Origin of the sequence: Paraburkholderia graminis, assembly GCF_003330785.1 — a bacterium.
Lineage (GTDB): Bacteria > Pseudomonadota > Gammaproteobacteria > Burkholderiales > Burkholderiaceae > Paraburkholderia > Paraburkholderia graminis.
On sequence record NZ_CP024934.1, the window covers coordinates 2,758,476 to 2,773,502 of the forward strand.

Genomic DNA, 15,027 nt, shown 5'->3' on the forward strand with positions numbered 1-15,027 from the left:
GTGATACATGCAGAATCCCGCTGTCGAGACGCCCGCCAGTCAATTCGCCGACCTGCCCGCTACCGCGTCGCACGGGCCGTTGCGCATCGAATATCGTTGGCTTAACGCTGCGGCGAACGCGGCGCCCATCGCCGTGTTTCTACACGAAGGACTCGGCTCGATTGCAATGTGGCGCGACTGGCCGCAAACATTGTGCGAGCGTCTGGGCATGCGTGGGCTCGTGTATTCGCGTCCCGGTTACGGAAGGTCGACACCGCGAGAGCATCACGTCAAATGGCCGATGCATTTCATGACCGACCAGGCGCGCGATGTTCTGCCCGCGCTTCTCGACGCGCTTCACATCGACACGCGCGAACGCCGGCGCATGTGGGTGATCGGCCATAGCGACGGCGGCTCGATCGCGTTGCTGTACGCGGCGCTTTTTCCCAACGCGCTGGCCGGTGCCGTGGCCATCGCACCGCACCTGTTCGTGGAAGACGTGTCCGTGCAAAGCATTGCGCAGACCAAGGTGCTTTACGAAACCACCGATCTGCGCGACAAGCTCTCGCGTTATCACGCGGACGTCGATTCCGCTTTTTATGGCTGGAACGATGTCTGGCTAAACCCGGCCTTCCGGCAATGGTCGATTGCGGAGCAACTCACGTCGATCGACAAGCCGCTGCTCGCCGTGCAAGGCCATGACGACAACTACGGCACGATGGCGCAGATCGATACGATCCAGGACTACGTGCCGCATGCGCAACTCGCAAGACTCGACGCGTGCGGGCATTCGCCGCATCGCGACGCGCCGGATCGGCTGAACGACGTGATTGCCGCGTTCGTGTCGGAACACCAGTAGCCGCGGTTATGCCGCTGTTATGCCGCGGCTACTGTGCGGTCGTCCCACGGCGAATCCCCAATATTCATCAAATCCTCAAATTTCCAAAACTTCATAAAAGTTACACAGGTAAGCGGCTATTCTCCTTGCATCGCTGAGCTGGGCATACCGATGCCCGCGCGTTCCCCGTGCTGGAGACATCGCCATGTCCTTTCTGTGGAAGCCGTGCATTGCCCTGCATCGCAAACGTTTGGCGATCGCGCTCACGGCGTTGCCGCTTTGCGCGCTGCTCACCGCCTGCGGCAACGACGACACGAACGCGGCCGACATGAGCAAGTCCAGCTCCGCTGCAAACGCGGCCGATAACGGCACCAATCCGGTGCTATCGGCGAATCCGTCTTCCGTATCGCCCGCGCCTGCCGCCGTCACGATTCAAAGCCCAGCACTACCCGCACCAAACGCCGACGTGGCATTGTCCGCCGCCGCGCCGACGCCGCTTGCCACACCCGTGATCCATACTGTTGACTGAGTCCCGCGTTTCACGCGACGCGCGGCTCATGCTTGCGCGCCGCGTGGAGCGCTCCCACTGAAGACACCCAGGCTCATACCATGACTTCAAAAAACCGCCGTGATTTTCTACGTTCGGCCGCGCAGGCCGCAGGCTCGTTCACCGCGTTGAGCATGTTGCCGGCCGGCATTCGCAACGCGCTCGCGATTCCCGCGAACAGCAAGACGGGCACGATCCGCGACGTCGAGCATATCGTCGTGCTGATGCAGGAAAACCGCTCGTTCGACCACTACTTCGGCGCGCTGCGCGGCGTGCGCGGTTTCGGCGACACGCGCGCGGTCAACCTGCCGAACGGCAAGCCGGTGTGGTATCAGCCGCTCGCCGCCGATGCCGGCTACGTGCTGCCGTTCCGCCCGAGCGCGCCGAACCTCGGCCTGCAGTTCCTGCAAGACCTCGCACACGACTGGAACACGACGCACGCCGCATGGAACGGCGGCCGCTACGATCAATGGGTGCCCGCCAAAAGCGCGACGACGATGGCCTACCTCACGCGCGAGGACATTCCGTTCCACTATCAGCTCGCCGACGCGTTCACCATCTGCGACGCGTACCACTGCTCGCTGATGGGCCCGACCGACCCGAACCGCTACTACATGTGGGCGGGCGGCGTGGGCAACGACGGCACGGGCGGCGGACCGGTCATCGACAATTCGGAGCTCGGCTACGGCTGGTCGACATACCCGGAAGTGCTGCAAAACGCCGGCATTAGCTGGAAGATCTATCAGGACGTCGGCACGGGACTCGACGCCAAAGGTTCGTGGGGCTGGACGCAAAACCCGTACATCGGCAATTACGGCGACAACTCGTTGCTCTATTTCAACCAGTACCGCAACGCGCAGCCGGGCAACCCGCTGTACGACAACGCGCGCACGGGCACCAACGCATTGAAGGGCGACGGCTACTTCGACGTTCTGAAGCGCGACGTACAGAACAACGCGCTGCCGCAAGTCTCGTGGATCGTCGCACCGGAAGCCTATTCCGAGCACCCGAACTGGCCCGCCAATTACGGCGCGTGGTACATCGACCAGGTGTTGCAGATTCTCACGTCGAATCCCGATGTGTGGAGCAAGACCGTACTCCTGATCAATTACGACGAGAACGACGGCTTCTTCGACCACATGGTGCCGCCGTGCGCGCCGAGCTCGAACGCGGACGGTCTTTCCACTGTCGATACCGTCAACGAGATTTATCCGGGCGACGCGAAGAACGTTGCCGCGCCCTACGGTCTCGGTCCGCGTGTGCCGATGCTCGTCGTCTCGCCGTGGTCCAAAGGCGGCTACGTGTGCTCGCAGGTGTTCGACCATACGTCGGTGATCCGCTTCATCGAACAGCGCTTTGGCGAGCAGCACAATCTCGCCGAGTTGAACATTTCGCCGTGGCGTCGCGCGGTGTGCGGCGATCTGACATCGGCGTTCAACTTCAGCAACCCGAACGACGCGTTCCCGAGCCTGCCGAGCACGAGCGCTTATGTGCCGGCCGATCAGAACCGCCATCCGGACTATGTGCCGCTGCCGCCGGCGATACAGGCCGTGCCGCGCCAGGAACCCGGCGTGCGCCCTGCCCGTGCGTTGCCGTATGAGATGTTTGTGCGCGTCCACGGCGAAGGTGCGGAAAAAACGCTGACCATGCGCTTCGTGAATACGGGCAGCGCGGCCGCGGTATTTCAGGTGTATCGAGCGAATAGCGCCGACGCGCCGCGCACGTACACCGTGGAAGCCGGCAAGCGCTTGCAGGACGCGTTCGCGCTGAACGTGGACGGTACTTACGACTTCACCGTGCATGGTCCGAACGGTTTCTTGCGCCGCTTTACAGGCCGGCCGATTGCGCGTAGCTGGTGGGACGGCTCGGACATCGCTCGTCCGGAAGTACTCGAAGGCTATGACGTCGCGAACGGCAATCTGCAATTGCGCCTTGAAAACGTGGGCAGCGCGCATTGCAAGTTCACGATCGTCAATGCGTACGACCCGAAGCACGCGATCAAACGCGTGGTGCGCGGCGGCGATACGGACGAGTTGTATCTCGATCTTCGCAATGCGCACGGCTGGTACGATCTGTCGATCACCGTCGATACCGACCCGCTGTTCGCGCGCCGTTTCGCGGGCCATGTGGAGACCGGCAAGAGCAGCATGAGCGATCCTGCACTGGGCGCGTGATCGCGTAGTCAATCGGGCAAGCTCGAACGGCCGCTGCATTAGAAATGCAGTGGCCGTTTTTTATTTCGCCGAGGGTTTTTGCTGCTGCGTCTGCATCGCGAGGTCGGACACTGTGAGCAACGCCGCGAACGTGACGACCATCGTCGCGGAGATCACCCAGGCTGCCGACGAGCAGACGCGCGGCATTCAGGAAGTGAACTGCGCGGGGCTCACGCTTCGAAGTCGAGCCCGCCGATCAGTGACAGGAAGTGAGCTGCGCGGGCTCAAGCCTCGAAGTCGAGCCCGCCAATTAATGACACAGGCTCCGCCTGCGTGTGCGACGAAAAATCGAGTTCGCGCGCGTGGCGCCACGCCTGCAGCTTGCGAGGCAGCGCGGCCAGATAGCGCGCAAAACGCGCCTGCCCTTCGTCTTTCATGAGCCGCTCGATTTCGTCGCTGTCCCACGTCAGATACAGATTCAACGGATGCGCGTAATGCGCGATGTGCTCGAGCGGCGCCGCATGAATACGAAGTCGTGTCGGACGACCGGGACCGCCATACGGCAGCACTTCCGTATGCACGGTCGTGGCGAAGCACGCAGCGATGGCCTCGGCAATGCGAGGCGCGAACTCATTATCGAAACGGTCGGCGGTGTCTGGGCGCATCTCATTCTCCGGCGTGCTGCGCAATGAGCGAAGCATCGTAGCACGCGCAATGCGGCCTCCGGCGAGCGCCTTTTCCCGCACCCTTCTTCGAGCGACGCTTATCCCTGCGTTATCCCGCGGGCTTGCCTTTCTGCGCGCGGCTATTGCGCCTGCGAATCACGAAACCGATCAGCGCCGCGACCGCGGCCGTGGCCGCATAGCCCGCGAGGCGAATGGCTTGCTCGCCCGGTAAGCGCGCGACCAGCAGCGCGGCAACGGCGCATGCAAGAACCGCGAGCACGACGAGCAATGCATTTGACCGCTTCATTCTGGTGTCCCCTGACGTTTTGACGTGCTGCGTGCCGGCGCGTGCGCGCTCTTTTTCTCAGCATACTCGCGGCAAGCGCGCGAATGCGCAATGGTCTTTAACCCGCAAACCGCGCTTCAGGCGACGCGGCCTCTTCCGCTCGCGCGTGCCTGCTCCAGAATGAATTCGATGAAGGTTGCCGCCGCGCGCGTGTGATGGCGGTTCGGCATGTATAGCAAATACATGTTGGTGCCGAAGATGCTCAGGCGCCATTCGTCGAGCGTCGTCACGACATCGCCGCGTTGCAGATCGTCATGCACCACATAGTCGGGCACGATGCCCACGCCCAGTCCCGCGAGCACCGCCTGCCGCAAAAACAGAAAGTTCTCGGAGATGATGGTCGGCTCCAGCAGCACCTCGTGGCGCTCGTCGCGCAGATACGCGGCAACGCGCAATTGCCGGCCGACCACTGCGGCGGTGATCAACGGCGTGGTGCGCAGATCGTCGAGTTGCGTCGGCATGCCATGCGTATCGGCGAAGGCGCGCGACGCGCACGCAACGTAGCGCACCGCTCCCATGTCGCGCGCGACGAGATTTTGCGGCGGCTCGGACATCACTCGCACGGCGATGTCCACTTCGTCGCGCATCAGGTCTTCGACGCGGTTCTCGAACAGCACGTCGAGCACGATGCCAGGATAAAGGCGCTTGAACCCGATCAGCCACTCGGACATCACGAGTTGACCGTAACCGCTCGGCACGCTGAGGCGCACTCGCCCTTGCAGGCTTTGCCCGAGCGTCGTCACCGATTCGCGCGCGGCCAGCAACGCGTTCTGAATCGCGCGGCCATGTTCGTACAACTGCAGACCGATCTCCGTGGCCTCGACCCGGCGCGTGGTGCGCCGCACGAGTTGCAGGCCGACCGAGCGCTCGAGCTGATTGAGGTGATAGCTCACGTTCGCGCGGCTCATCTTCAGGCGCCGCGCGGCCTCGCTCAGGTTGCCCGCGTCGAGTATCTCGACCAGCAGGGTTAGCGAATTGACGTCCACGAGACCGGCCTTTGTCAAAGTTATTTTGACAGTCTGTCAATCGTTGATGTGATTGTCAATGAACCTTGACCGCTCCACAATCGTGAGCATTCGCGAGACGTGGCATGCGGTCGCCCGCCGTCTGCGCGCCGAGACAATCAAAGGAGACGCGCCCATGACCCTCACCTCTTCCTCCGACATTTCAGCCGACGTCGTCACGCGCGAATTGCGCGGCAAGGTGCTGCTCGTCACAATCGACCACGCGCCCGTCAACGCGCTTTCCGCCGACGTGCGGCGTGGCCTGCTCGCCGCGATCGAAGCCGCCGACAGCGACCGTTCGGTCGAAGCGGTGCTGCTCGTCGGCACAGGGCGCAACTTCATTGCCGGTGCGGATATTCGCGAGTTCGGCAAGCCGCCGGTGCCGCCGTCGCTGCCGGACGTGTGCAACCGCATCGAGGCGTGCACGAAGCCGGTCGTCGCCGCGATTCACGGCGCGGCGCTCGGCGGCGGTCTCGAAGTGGCGCTCGCCGCGCACTACCGGATTGCCGTCGAAGGCGCGAAGCTCGGCTTGCCCGAGGTGCAGCTCGGCCTGCTGCCCGGCGCGGGCGGCACGCAGCGCACGCCGCGCCTGATCGGCGCAGAGGCCGCGCTCGATCTGATCCTGAGCGGCCGCCATGCGAGCGCGAAGGAAGCGCTCGCGCTCGGACTCGTCGACCGGTTGGGCGCGAGCGGCGACGTGCTCGCCGAAGGCCTCGCCTATGTGCATGAACTGCTTGCCGGCGATGCAGCGGTGCGCCGCACGCGTGACGCCGGCGCGTTGAGCGATCGCGCCGCCAGCCTCGCAGCGGTCGCCGCGGCGCGCGCCGAAACGGCAAAGAAATCGCGCGGTCTGTTCTCGCCGCTGAAGATCGTCGATGCAATCGAGGCCGCGATCACGCAGCGCTTCGAAGAAGGCTTGCGTGTCGAGCGTCAACTCTTCTTGCAATGTCTCGACAGTCCGCAGCGCGCCGGCTTGATTCACGCATTTTTTGCGGAGCGTGAAGTGTTGAAAGCGCCGGAAACACGCGATGCAAAACCGCGCGCGTTGAATGCAGTCGGCGTGGTGGGCGGCGGCACGATGGGCGCGGGCATCGCGGTCGCGGTGCTCGACGCGGGCCTGCCAGTGACGATGATCGAGCGCGACGAGGCGTCGTTGGCGCGGGGCCGCGCGCACATCGAGAAGGTCTACGACGGCCTCATCGCGAAGGGCCGCCTGAGTGCCGCGAAGAAAGATGAGTTCATGGCGCGCTGGACCGGCAGCACCTCATACGATGCACTGTCGAACGCGGACCTCGTGATCGAGGCCGTCTTCGAAGATCTGGCCGTCAAGCAGGCCGTCTTCGCCGAACTCGACCGCGTCTGCAAAGCGGGCGTCGTGCTCGCGACCAACACCTCGTATCTCGACATCGACGCGATAGCCGCCAGCATTTCGCGGCCCGCCGACGTGATCGGTCTGCACTTCTTCTCGCCGGCCAACATCATGAAGCTGCTCGAAGTCGTCGTGCCGCAAGCCGTGAGCGCCGACGTCGTCGCGACCGCGTTCGAGCTCGCGAAGAAGCTGCGCAAGACGCCGGTGCGTGCGGGCGTATGCGACGGCTTTATCGGCAACCGCATCCTCGCCGTCTATCGTAGCGCGGCGGACGCGATGATGGAAGACGGCGCGTCGCCCTACCAGATCGACGCTGCGATGCGCGCATTCGGCTTTCCGATGGGACCGTTTCAGGTGGTCGATCTCGCGGGCGGCGACATCGGCTGGGCCGCGCGCAAACGGCGCGCCGCGACGCGCGATCCCGCGGCGCGTTATGTCCAGATCGCCGACCGCCTGTGCGAGCGCGGCTGGTTCGGCCAAAAAACCGGCCGTGGATTCTATCTGTATCCCGAAGGATCGCGCAGCGGCCAGCCGGACCCGGAAGTCGAGGCGATTATCGACGCCGAGCGCGAGCGCGCCGGCATCACGCCGCGCAATTTCACCGACGACGAGATCATTCGCCGCTACATGGCCGCGATGATCAACGAAGGCGCGAACGTCGTGCATGAACGGATCGCGCTGCGTCCGCTCGACGTCGACGTGACGCTGCTGTATGGCTACGGTTTCCCGCGCTATCGCGGCGGTCCGATGAAATATGCGGACATGGTTGGCCTGCCGAGCATTCTCGCGGACATTCGCGGGTTCGCGAAAGAAGACCCGTTGTTCTGGCAAGCGTCGCCGCTGCTCGTTGAACTCGTCGAGCGCGGCGCGGATTTTGCGAGCCTCAATCAGACAATCTGACGCCGCTTGCTTGCCGGTGTATCCCGCCGTAAGCGTTGCAATCTACAAAGGAGCTGCGATGAACCTGAACTTCACGCCCGAAGAAGAAGCGTTCCGCGCCGAGGTGCTCGCGTTTCTGCGCGACAAACTCCCGCGGCGTCTCGCCGACAAAGTGCACGGCGGCCGGCGGCTCACGCGCGAGGACATGGCCGAGTGGCACGCGATCCTCAACGAGCGCGGCTGGCTCGCGAATCATTGGCCGGAGGAATACGGCGGGCCCGGCTGGAACGCGGTGCAGAAATTCATCTTCGAGAACGAATGCGCGCTGGCCGGCGCACCGCGCGTCGTGCCCTTCGGCGTGAATATGCTCGGACCTGTGCTGATCAAATACGGCAGCGATGCGCAGAAACATCACTGGTTGCCGCGCATTCTCGACGGTTCCGACTGGTGGTGCCAGGGCTATTCGGAACCGGGCGCGGGCTCCGATCTCGCGTCGGTGAAAACGACGGCTGTGCGCAGCGTCGACGCGAACGGCGAGCATTACATCGTCAATGGACAGAAGACGTGGACCACGCTCGGCCACTACGCGAACATGATCTTCTGCCTCGTGCGCACCGCGACCGACGTCCGCAAGCAGGAAGGCATCAGCTTCCTGTTGATCGACATGACAACGCCGGGCGTCGAAGTAAGGCCAATCATCACGCTCGACGGCGAGCACGAAGTGAACGAAGTGTTTTTCACGGACGTGCGGGTGCCCGCTGCGAACCTCGTCGGCGAAGAAAACAAGGGATGGACCTACGCCAAATATCTGCTGACGTATGAGCGCACCAATATCGCGGGCGTCGGCTTTTCGGTGGCGGCATTCAACCGGCTGCGCAAGATCGCGGCGAAACAGCGGCGCAATGGGCGGCCTCTCGCGGACGACCCGTCGTTCGGGGCGCGCATGGCGCGCGTCGAAATCGATCTCGAGAACATGAAGACGACCAACCTGCGCGTGATCGCCGCGGTGGCGGGCGGCGGCGTGCCGGGCGCCGAAAGTTCGATGCTGAAAATTCGCGGCACGGAGATTCGCCAGGAGATCTCGTCGCTCACGCGCCGCGCGATGGGACCGTATGCGCAGCCCTTTATCGAAGAAGCGTTGCACGACGGTTATCAAGGCGCGCCCGTTGGTCCCGACGAAGCGGCGAGCGCGGCTTCGCAATACTTCAACAATCGCAAGCTGTCGATCTTCGGCGGATCGAATGAGATTCAGAAGAACATCATTTCCAAAATGATCCTCGGACTGTAGAAGGAAACGGACATCATGAACTTCCAGCACACCGAAGATCGCCGGATGCTCGCCGATACGCTGAACCGCTTTATCAGCGAACAGTATGGCTTCGCGACGCGCGACCGGATCGCGCGATCGTCGCATGGCTTTAACAGTGAGTTGTGGAATCGTTTCGGAGAGCTAGGTATTATCGGCGCGTTGTTCGATGAAGCGAGCGGCGGCTTCGGCGGCGGCGGGTTTGATATTGCAGTCGTGTTCGAGAGCCTCGGGCGCGGGCTCGTGGTCGAGCCGTTTCTCGATACGCTCATCGTCGGCCAGGCCATTGCTCGCAGCGGCAATGACGCGCAGCGGGCGTTGCTCGGCGGATTGATCGACGGGTCGCGTATTGTCGCGCTCGCGCATAGCGAGCCGGATAGTCACTACGAACTCGCCCGAGTGACGACGCGCGCCGAGCGCAATGGCGATGGTGATGGCAGCGCGTGGCAATTGAATGGCGCCAAGGCGGTGGTTCAGCACGGCGAGCAGGCTGCCTTCTTCCTCGTGTCGGCGCGCACCGAAGGTGCGGACGATTCCGAAGCCGGCGTGACGCTGTTTCTGGTGCCTCGCGATGCGCCGGGCGTGAGCGTGCGTGGTTATCCGAAGATCGACGGCGGGCGCGCGGCCGAAGTGAGCTTCGAGAACGTCATACTCGGCGACGACGCTTTGCTCGGCGCGGCGGGCAACGGTTTCGCAACGCTCGAATATGCGATTGCATGCGGCGTGCTCGCGCTCTGCTCGGAAGCGGTCGGCGCGATGGACGTCGCGAAGGACTACACGCTCGACTATCTGCGCACGCGCCAGCAGTTCGGCGTGGCGATCGGCAGCTTCCAGGCATTGCAGCACAGAATGGCCGACATGCTGCTCGAGATCGAGCAGGCACGCTCAGCGGTAATCAACGCCGCGGCCGCGTTAGGTGCCGAACGCAAGGTGCGCGAGCGCGCGGTGTCGGCGGCGAAATACAGCATCGGCAGGATCGGTGCGCTCGTCGCGCAGGAGTGCATTCAACTGCATGGCGGGATCGGCATGACGTGGGAACTGCCGCTCGCTCATTACGCAAAGCGGCTTGTGATGATCGATCATCAGCTTGGGGATGAGGATCATCATTTGGAGCGGTTTGTGGAGTTGGGGCGAGAGTGACGATTGTTGAACGCAGTCGTCCGGGGGCTTAGGACTGTCGCTGCTAGAATTGGCTGTTCAAACTATGCAGGCGCAACGCCGGCCGTATGCGAATCGATCCGTACAGCCTCGAGCTGTTCATCTCCGTCGTGCAGGAAGGCTCGATTGCTCGCGCCGCCAGCCGCAATCACATTGCCGCTTCCGCACTGAGCCGGCGTATCGCGGATCTGGAGTCGGCAATGGGCCTCGCGTTGCTGATTCGTTCGCCGTCGGGAGTCGAGTTGACGGAGGCCGGGCGGCATGCGTTTTCTCGTGCGGTGTCGGTTCACGATCAGTTGCAGTCATTCGCCCGCGAGGTGCAGTCGCTCAGCGGCGAGGTCGCCGGCGTCGTGCGTCTGTATGCGAACGCATCGGCGATTGTCGGCTTTTTGCCCGAGCGGCTGAAGGCGTTTCAGGCCCACTACCCGCTCGTGCGAATCGCGCTCACCGAGCAGATCAGCGACGAAGTCATCCGCGCCTGCATGGACGACCGGGCCGACGTCGGCATTTCTGCGAGCGGCAAAGCATCCGGCGGACTGGAATCATGGCACTTCGCCGATGACCCGCTGATGGTCGTGCTCCCTCTCGATCACGAACTCGCCGCGCTCGAGGCGCCGACCTTCAGCGACGTGCTCCGCTTTCCACTCGTTGCGCTACAGGCCGGCGGCTCGCTGGACCTGCTCATCAAGGAGCGCGCCGACGCAGCGCGGACGCCGCTCAAACTGTCCGTCACCGTCAACAGTTTCGATGCGCAGTGCCGGATGGTCGAAGCAGGACTTGGCATCGGTATTGTGCCGACGAGCGCCGCGTCCGCGTTCGCCGGATCGCATGCGTTCGTGCGCCGGCCGCTCGATGAAACCTGGGCGACGAGCCGCACGCTGCGGGTTCATGCGCTGCGCAAATCGTCGCGTCTGAAGGCGGTCCAGGCGTTGATTGAAGCGCTGACAGGTCCTGCCAGTTAAAGAGACGTCGGCGGACCATCACAAGCCCCTTGCAAGCCCTTCGTGAGGCCATCGCCAATCGCGATGCCCCGTTTGCCGATCCAGCACTTCGCTCAGCTCTCGCCGCCATCTAGATTCGGGTAGAAGGAGAAGTGGATGGCAAAACTGGATTTGACTGGCCGCGTACTGTTTCTTTGCGCGGACCCCGAACGAATCGCGCAACAGCTCGACGGTACGGAGCTGAACCCGGCGACGGCAGGCAGCTTGAGAGACGACGTGTCGACGGACGAGATCACGCCGATGAGCGTGCTGACCCGCTTCGACGAACGCCTTGGCCGGGTGCCTTATGTGGGGTTCCGTGCAGGCGATACGAATCCGATCGGTATCGACGCGATTCGCAACGGCGGCTTTCGCGTGACGGTGGCGGGCAACCGGTACGGCAAAGGTTCGTCGCGCGAACATAGTCCGCTCGCGGAATATCGCGCCGGCATCCGGCTCGTGATCGCGCGGAGCTTCGAGCGCATCTATCGTCAGAATGCGGACAACCTCGGGCTCTTTACGTCGACGGACTTCGGCCTGATCGAACGCATCCAGCGAGGCGAGCCGATCGACGTCGAAGAGCTCGTCGCCTCGCGCGATAGCCTCGCCGCTGCGATTCTGACAAGCGGCGGCCTGCTGCGTTACGGCGCGCAAAACATGCGCCAAATCCGCTCGACAACTTCCGCGGCCAATGCCGATGCCGCTGACGCCAACAACGCGCAGCCGCGCACGCTCGCGCAAAAAATCCTCGACCGTCACGCGCTTTCCACCGATGCAACCGGCGACACGCCGACGCCCGGCAGCGGCGCGTTCGTCCGCGCGGATTGGCGCTTCATCCACGAGTACTACACGGGCATGGCCACGCACATGCTGCATGCCACGTTCGGCAAGCCGCTCACGCTGAGCGATCCCGACACGATTCTCGCGTTCGAGGATCACCTGTCGTATTCGCACAAGAGCGAGCTTCATGTGCGCAACGGCCTGCTGCCCGACGTGCGCGAACTGTCGGCGGCGCATCGTCAGTTCGCGCGCGACTACGCGATCACGAATCACGGCTATCTGAGCGAAGTCGACGGCAGCTTCACCGAAGGTTCAGAAGGCATCTCGCACGCGATGATGGCCGAGCGTTACGCGCTGCCCGGGCAACTGATTGTCGGCACCGATTCGCATACGCCGCATAGCGGCGCCTTGGGCTGTCTCGCGTTCGGCGTCGGCACGACCGACATGGCGAATGCGTTTGTCACAGGCGCGGTGCGGATGACCGTGCCCGAATCGCTGCGGGTTAATTTCAACGGCGCGGTGGCGCCGGGCGTCACCGCGAAAGACCTCGTGCTGCACTTGCTGGCCGAACCGCGCATACGTGCGGGTGCGGGCGTCGGAAAGGTGTTCGAGTTCGCCGGCAGCGCTGTCCATCAGTTGACGACCGACGAGCGAACCACGCTCACCAACATGACGGCCGAACTCGGCGGCTTCTCCGGCATTGTCGCGCCCGACGAAGAGACGGTGCGCTTTTTGAAGGAGCGCCGCGGCGTCGACTTCAGCCTCGAACCGTGGATGCAAAGCGATGCGGGCGCGACGTACGCCGACGTCATCGATATAGACTGCTCGCACATTTCGCCGATGCTCGCCGCGCCCGGCGATCCGGGCAACGGCATTGCGCTGCGCGATCTCGCGCAACGCCCGAAGGTGGACATCGCGTATGGCGGCTCGTGCACGGCAGGCAAGCGCGAGGACTTCGATCACTATCACGAGGTGCTCGCATGGGCGCTCGCGCGCGGCTTGCGGGTGCCGTCAGGTGTGAAGCTCTTTCTTCAGTTCGGCACGTCGGAGGTTCGCGATTACTGCGTGAAACGCGGCTATATCGACGCGTTCGAGCAGGCCGGCGCGATTCTGCTTCAACCCTCGTGCGGCGCATGCGCCAATTGCGGACCGGGCTCGTCCACCGACGCGGACCAGATCACGATCAGCGCGATCAACCGCAATTTCTCGGGCCGCTCCGGGCCTGGGCAGGTGTGGCTCGCGAGTCCGCCGACGGTCGTTGCAAGCGCGCTTGCGGGCAAGATCGCTTCGTTTGCGGAATTGCAGGAACAGTACCGCTAACGGCCGCGGCGCAAGTTGTGACATATTCAAAAAGAGATGCAGATACAGGAGACAGGCATGGCCATTCTGGAGGGCGCGTCATCGCTACGCGTCGGTAATGACGCAGCACAAGCCGAAGCGGCCACGGTCGCCGGCATCGGAACAATTTCCGCCCGCCTCGACAGACTTCCCGCGACGCGCGCGGTCTGGAAGCTGATTCTGCTGCTCAGTCTCGGATTCTTTTTCGAGCTGTACGATCTTCTCTTCACGGGCTACGTCGCGCCCGGTCTCGTTAAAAGCGGCATTCTCACGCCCACGACGTCGGGGCTCTTCGGCACGTCCGGCGTCGCGAGCTTCGTTGCGGCGCTCTTCGCCGGGCTGTTCGTCGGCACGATCGCGTGCGGCTTTCTCGCCGACCGTTTTGGCCGACGAGCGATCTTCACCTGGTCGCTGCTGTGGTACATGGCGGCGAACACGGTGATGGCGTTCCAGGACACCGCACACGGCCTCAATTTATGGCGCTTCGTTTCAGGCATGGGCATCGGTGTTGAACTCATCACCATCGGCACCTACCTGTCCGAACTCGCGCCGAAGCACTTGCGCGGCAGGGCTTTTGCAGTCTGTCAGGCGATCGGCTTTTCCGCGGTGCCTGTCGTGGCGTTTCTTTCCTATCTGCTCGTACCGAGAACGCCGTTCGGACTCGACGGCTGGCGCTGGGTCGTGCTGCTCGGCGGCATCAGCGCACTCTTCGTCTGGTACTTCCGGCGAAATCTGCCGGAAAGCCCGCGCTGGCTGGCGAGCAAAGGGCGAATTCGCGAAGCGGACGAAGTGCTCGCGCGGCTGGAAGAAAAAGTCGCGCAGCAATACGGCAAGCCGCTGCCTCAGCCTGGGCCCGCGGCGCCGGTGCCGCGCAAGGCGCGATTCGCCGACATGTGGCAGCCGCCCTACCGCAAGCGCACGCTGATGCTGATCGTCTTTCACATTTTCCAGACGGTCGGCTTCTACGGTTTCGCCAACTGGGTGCCGACCCTGCTGGTCAAGCAAGGCATCACGGTGACCTCGAGCCTGCTCTATACGACGGTGATCGGCCTCGCCGCGCCGCTCGGCCCGTTGCTTGGCTACTGGATCGCGGATCGCTTCGAACGCAAGCATGTGATCGTGTGCATGGCCGCGATCAATATCGTGAGCGGATTGCTGTTCAGCCAGGCCTCGGCGGCGGTGATGATCGTGACGCTTGGCGTGCTGCTGACGCTGGCCGGCAACATCATCTCGTTCACCTATCACACGTATCAGCAGGAGCTTTATCCGACGGCAATCCGCGCGCGGGCGGTGGGCTTCGTGTATTCGTGGAGCCGGTTGTCTGCTGTGTTCAGTTCGTTTGTGATCGCGTTTATGCTGAAGGAGTTCGGCGTGACGGGTGTGTTTGTGTTTATCGCGAGCGCGATGGCGCTTGTGATTGTCGCGATCGGTCTGATGGGGCCGCGGACGTTGGGGGAATCTCTGGAGAGTATTTCGCACTGAATGCGTCGCACTGAATGCGCGATTGGCGGGGCACGCTGTGGCGCAAATGAAAAAGGCCTCACAAGCGATGCTTGTAAGGCCTTGTTTTCTTTGGTCGGGGCGAGAGGATTTGAACCTCCGACCACCTGCACCCCATGCAGGTACGCTACCAGGCTGCGCTACGCCCCGAACAGCAAGAAATTATAACAGACACTTCATTCGAT

The 15,027-nt window shown here is 63.3% G+C and carries 12 protein-coding genes and 1 tRNA gene; 9 read left to right on the forward strand and 4 right to left on the reverse strand.

Annotated elements, in window-relative coordinates; genetic code table 11:
- The first annotated feature begins 7 nt into the window (after window positions 1–7).
- The 3 genes from CUJ91_RS12200 (at window position 8) to CUJ91_RS12210 (ending at window position 3,538) form a co-directional block, all read left to right on the forward strand.
- Complete coding sequence (locus CUJ91_RS12200; RefSeq protein ID WP_114156279.1) at window positions 8–838, forward strand: alpha/beta fold hydrolase; 831 nt, start codon at window positions 8–10, stop codon at window positions 836–838.
- A gap of 184 nt (window positions 839–1,022) precedes the next feature.
- On the forward strand, window positions 1,023–1,346 hold the full coding sequence (locus CUJ91_RS12205) for a hypothetical protein (protein ID WP_114156280.1): 324 nt from the start codon (window positions 1,023–1,025) through the stop codon (window positions 1,344–1,346).
- Window positions 1,347–1,426: 80 nt separating this feature from the next.
- Entirely contained in the window at window positions 1,427–3,538 is a 2,112-nt protein-coding gene (locus CUJ91_RS12210) for a phosphocholine-specific phospholipase C (protein WP_114156281.1), read from the forward strand.
- A 263-nt stretch (window positions 3,539–3,801) separates the two neighbouring features.
- Here the strand turns inward: CUJ91_RS12210 and CUJ91_RS12215 are convergent, their stop codons facing one another.
- The 3 genes from CUJ91_RS12215 to CUJ91_RS12225 all read right to left on the reverse strand — a co-directional run bounded on the left by CUJ91_RS12215 (window position 3,802) and on the right by CUJ91_RS12225 (window position 5,514).
- Window positions 3,802–4,182 (reverse strand): DUF5594 family protein, encoded by a 381-nt coding sequence (locus tag CUJ91_RS12215; protein WP_029967613.1) that lies wholly within the window; start codon window positions 4,180–4,182, stop codon window positions 3,802–3,804.
- A 109-nt stretch (window positions 4,183–4,291) separates the two neighbouring features.
- Window positions 4,292–4,489 (reverse strand): hypothetical protein, encoded by a 198-nt coding sequence (locus tag CUJ91_RS12220; protein WP_114156282.1) that lies wholly within the window; start codon window positions 4,487–4,489, stop codon window positions 4,292–4,294.
- Between the two features lie 116 nt (window positions 4,490–4,605).
- Window positions 4,606–5,514 carry a LysR family transcriptional regulator gene (locus tag CUJ91_RS12225; RefSeq protein ID WP_006052513.1) on the reverse strand — a complete coding sequence of 303 codons (909 nt, stop codon included), beginning with the start codon at window positions 5,512–5,514 and terminating at the stop codon, window positions 4,606–4,608.
- A 154-nt stretch (window positions 5,515–5,668) separates the two neighbouring features.
- On the opposite strand from CUJ91_RS12225, the gene CUJ91_RS12230 reads away from it, so the two are divergent.
- From CUJ91_RS12230 to CUJ91_RS12255, 6 genes are all read left to right on the forward strand, one after another.
- Window positions 5,669–7,801, forward strand: coding sequence for a 3-hydroxyacyl-CoA dehydrogenase NAD-binding domain-containing protein (locus tag CUJ91_RS12230; RefSeq protein WP_114156723.1), 2,133 nt, complete (start codon window positions 5,669–5,671; stop codon window positions 7,799–7,801).
- Window positions 7,802–7,859: 58 nt separating this feature from the next.
- Entirely contained in the window at window positions 7,860–9,068 is a 1,209-nt protein-coding gene (locus tag CUJ91_RS12235; RefSeq protein ID WP_114156283.1) for an acyl-CoA dehydrogenase family protein, read from the forward strand.
- A gap of 15 nt (window positions 9,069–9,083) precedes the next feature.
- Complete coding sequence (locus CUJ91_RS12240; RefSeq protein WP_114156284.1) at window positions 9,084–10,226, forward strand: acyl-CoA dehydrogenase family protein; 1,143 nt, start codon at window positions 9,084–9,086, stop codon at window positions 10,224–10,226.
- 86 nt (window positions 10,227–10,312) lie between these two features.
- Window positions 10,313–11,206 carry a LysR family transcriptional regulator gene (locus CUJ91_RS12245; RefSeq protein ID WP_114156285.1) on the forward strand — a complete coding sequence of 298 codons (894 nt, stop codon included), beginning with the start codon at window positions 10,313–10,315 and terminating at the stop codon, window positions 11,204–11,206.
- 135 nt (window positions 11,207–11,341) lie between these two features.
- A complete protein-coding gene (locus CUJ91_RS12250) occupies window positions 11,342–13,324 on the forward strand; it encodes an aconitase family protein (RefSeq protein ID WP_114156286.1) in 1,983 nt (660 codons plus the stop codon).
- A gap of 57 nt (window positions 13,325–13,381) precedes the next feature.
- Window positions 13,382–14,824 carry an MFS transporter gene (locus CUJ91_RS12255; protein WP_114156287.1) on the forward strand — a complete coding sequence of 481 codons (1,443 nt, stop codon included), beginning with the start codon at window positions 13,382–13,384 and terminating at the stop codon, window positions 14,822–14,824.
- 91 nt (window positions 14,825–14,915) lie between these two features.
- Here CUJ91_RS12255 and CUJ91_RS12260 read toward each other — a convergent pair.
- Window positions 14,916–14,992 (reverse strand) — tRNA-Pro (locus tag CUJ91_RS12260).
- Between the last annotated feature and the right edge of the window lie 35 nt (window positions 14,993–15,027).

What these genes read in the sequence shown, in the direction of transcription:
- CUJ91_RS12200 (WP_114156279.1), top strand. Translation starts at nt 8, where the DNA reads ATGCAGAATCCCGCTGTCGAGACGCCCGCCAGTCAATTCGCCGACCTG.
- CUJ91_RS12205 (WP_114156280.1), top strand. Translation starts at nt 1,023, where the DNA reads ATGTCCTTTCTGTGGAAGCCGTGCATTGCCCTGCATCGCAAACGTTTG.
- CUJ91_RS12210 (WP_114156281.1), top strand. Translation starts at nt 1,427, where the DNA reads ATGACTTCAAAAAACCGCCGTGATTTTCTACGTTCGGCCGCGCAGGCC.
- CUJ91_RS12215 (WP_029967613.1), bottom strand. Translation starts at nt 4,182, where the DNA reads ATGCGCCCAGACACCGCCGACCGTTTCGATAATGAGTTCGCGCCTCGC.
- CUJ91_RS12220 (WP_114156282.1), bottom strand. Translation starts at nt 4,489, where the DNA reads ATGAAGCGGTCAAATGCATTGCTCGTCGTGCTCGCGGTTCTTGCATGC.
- CUJ91_RS12230 (WP_114156723.1), top strand. Translation starts at nt 5,669, where the DNA reads ATGACCCTCACCTCTTCCTCCGACATTTCAGCCGACGTCGTCACGCGC.
- CUJ91_RS12235 (WP_114156283.1), top strand. Translation starts at nt 7,860, where the DNA reads ATGAACCTGAACTTCACGCCCGAAGAAGAAGCGTTCCGCGCCGAGGTG.
- CUJ91_RS12240 (WP_114156284.1), top strand. Translation starts at nt 9,084, where the DNA reads ATGAACTTCCAGCACACCGAAGATCGCCGGATGCTCGCCGATACGCTG.
- CUJ91_RS12245 (WP_114156285.1), top strand. Translation starts at nt 10,313, where the DNA reads ATGCGAATCGATCCGTACAGCCTCGAGCTGTTCATCTCCGTCGTGCAG.
- CUJ91_RS12250 (WP_114156286.1), top strand. Translation starts at nt 11,342, where the DNA reads ATGGCAAAACTGGATTTGACTGGCCGCGTACTGTTTCTTTGCGCGGAC.
- CUJ91_RS12255 (WP_114156287.1), top strand. Translation starts at nt 13,382, where the DNA reads ATGGCCATTCTGGAGGGCGCGTCATCGCTACGCGTCGGTAATGACGCA.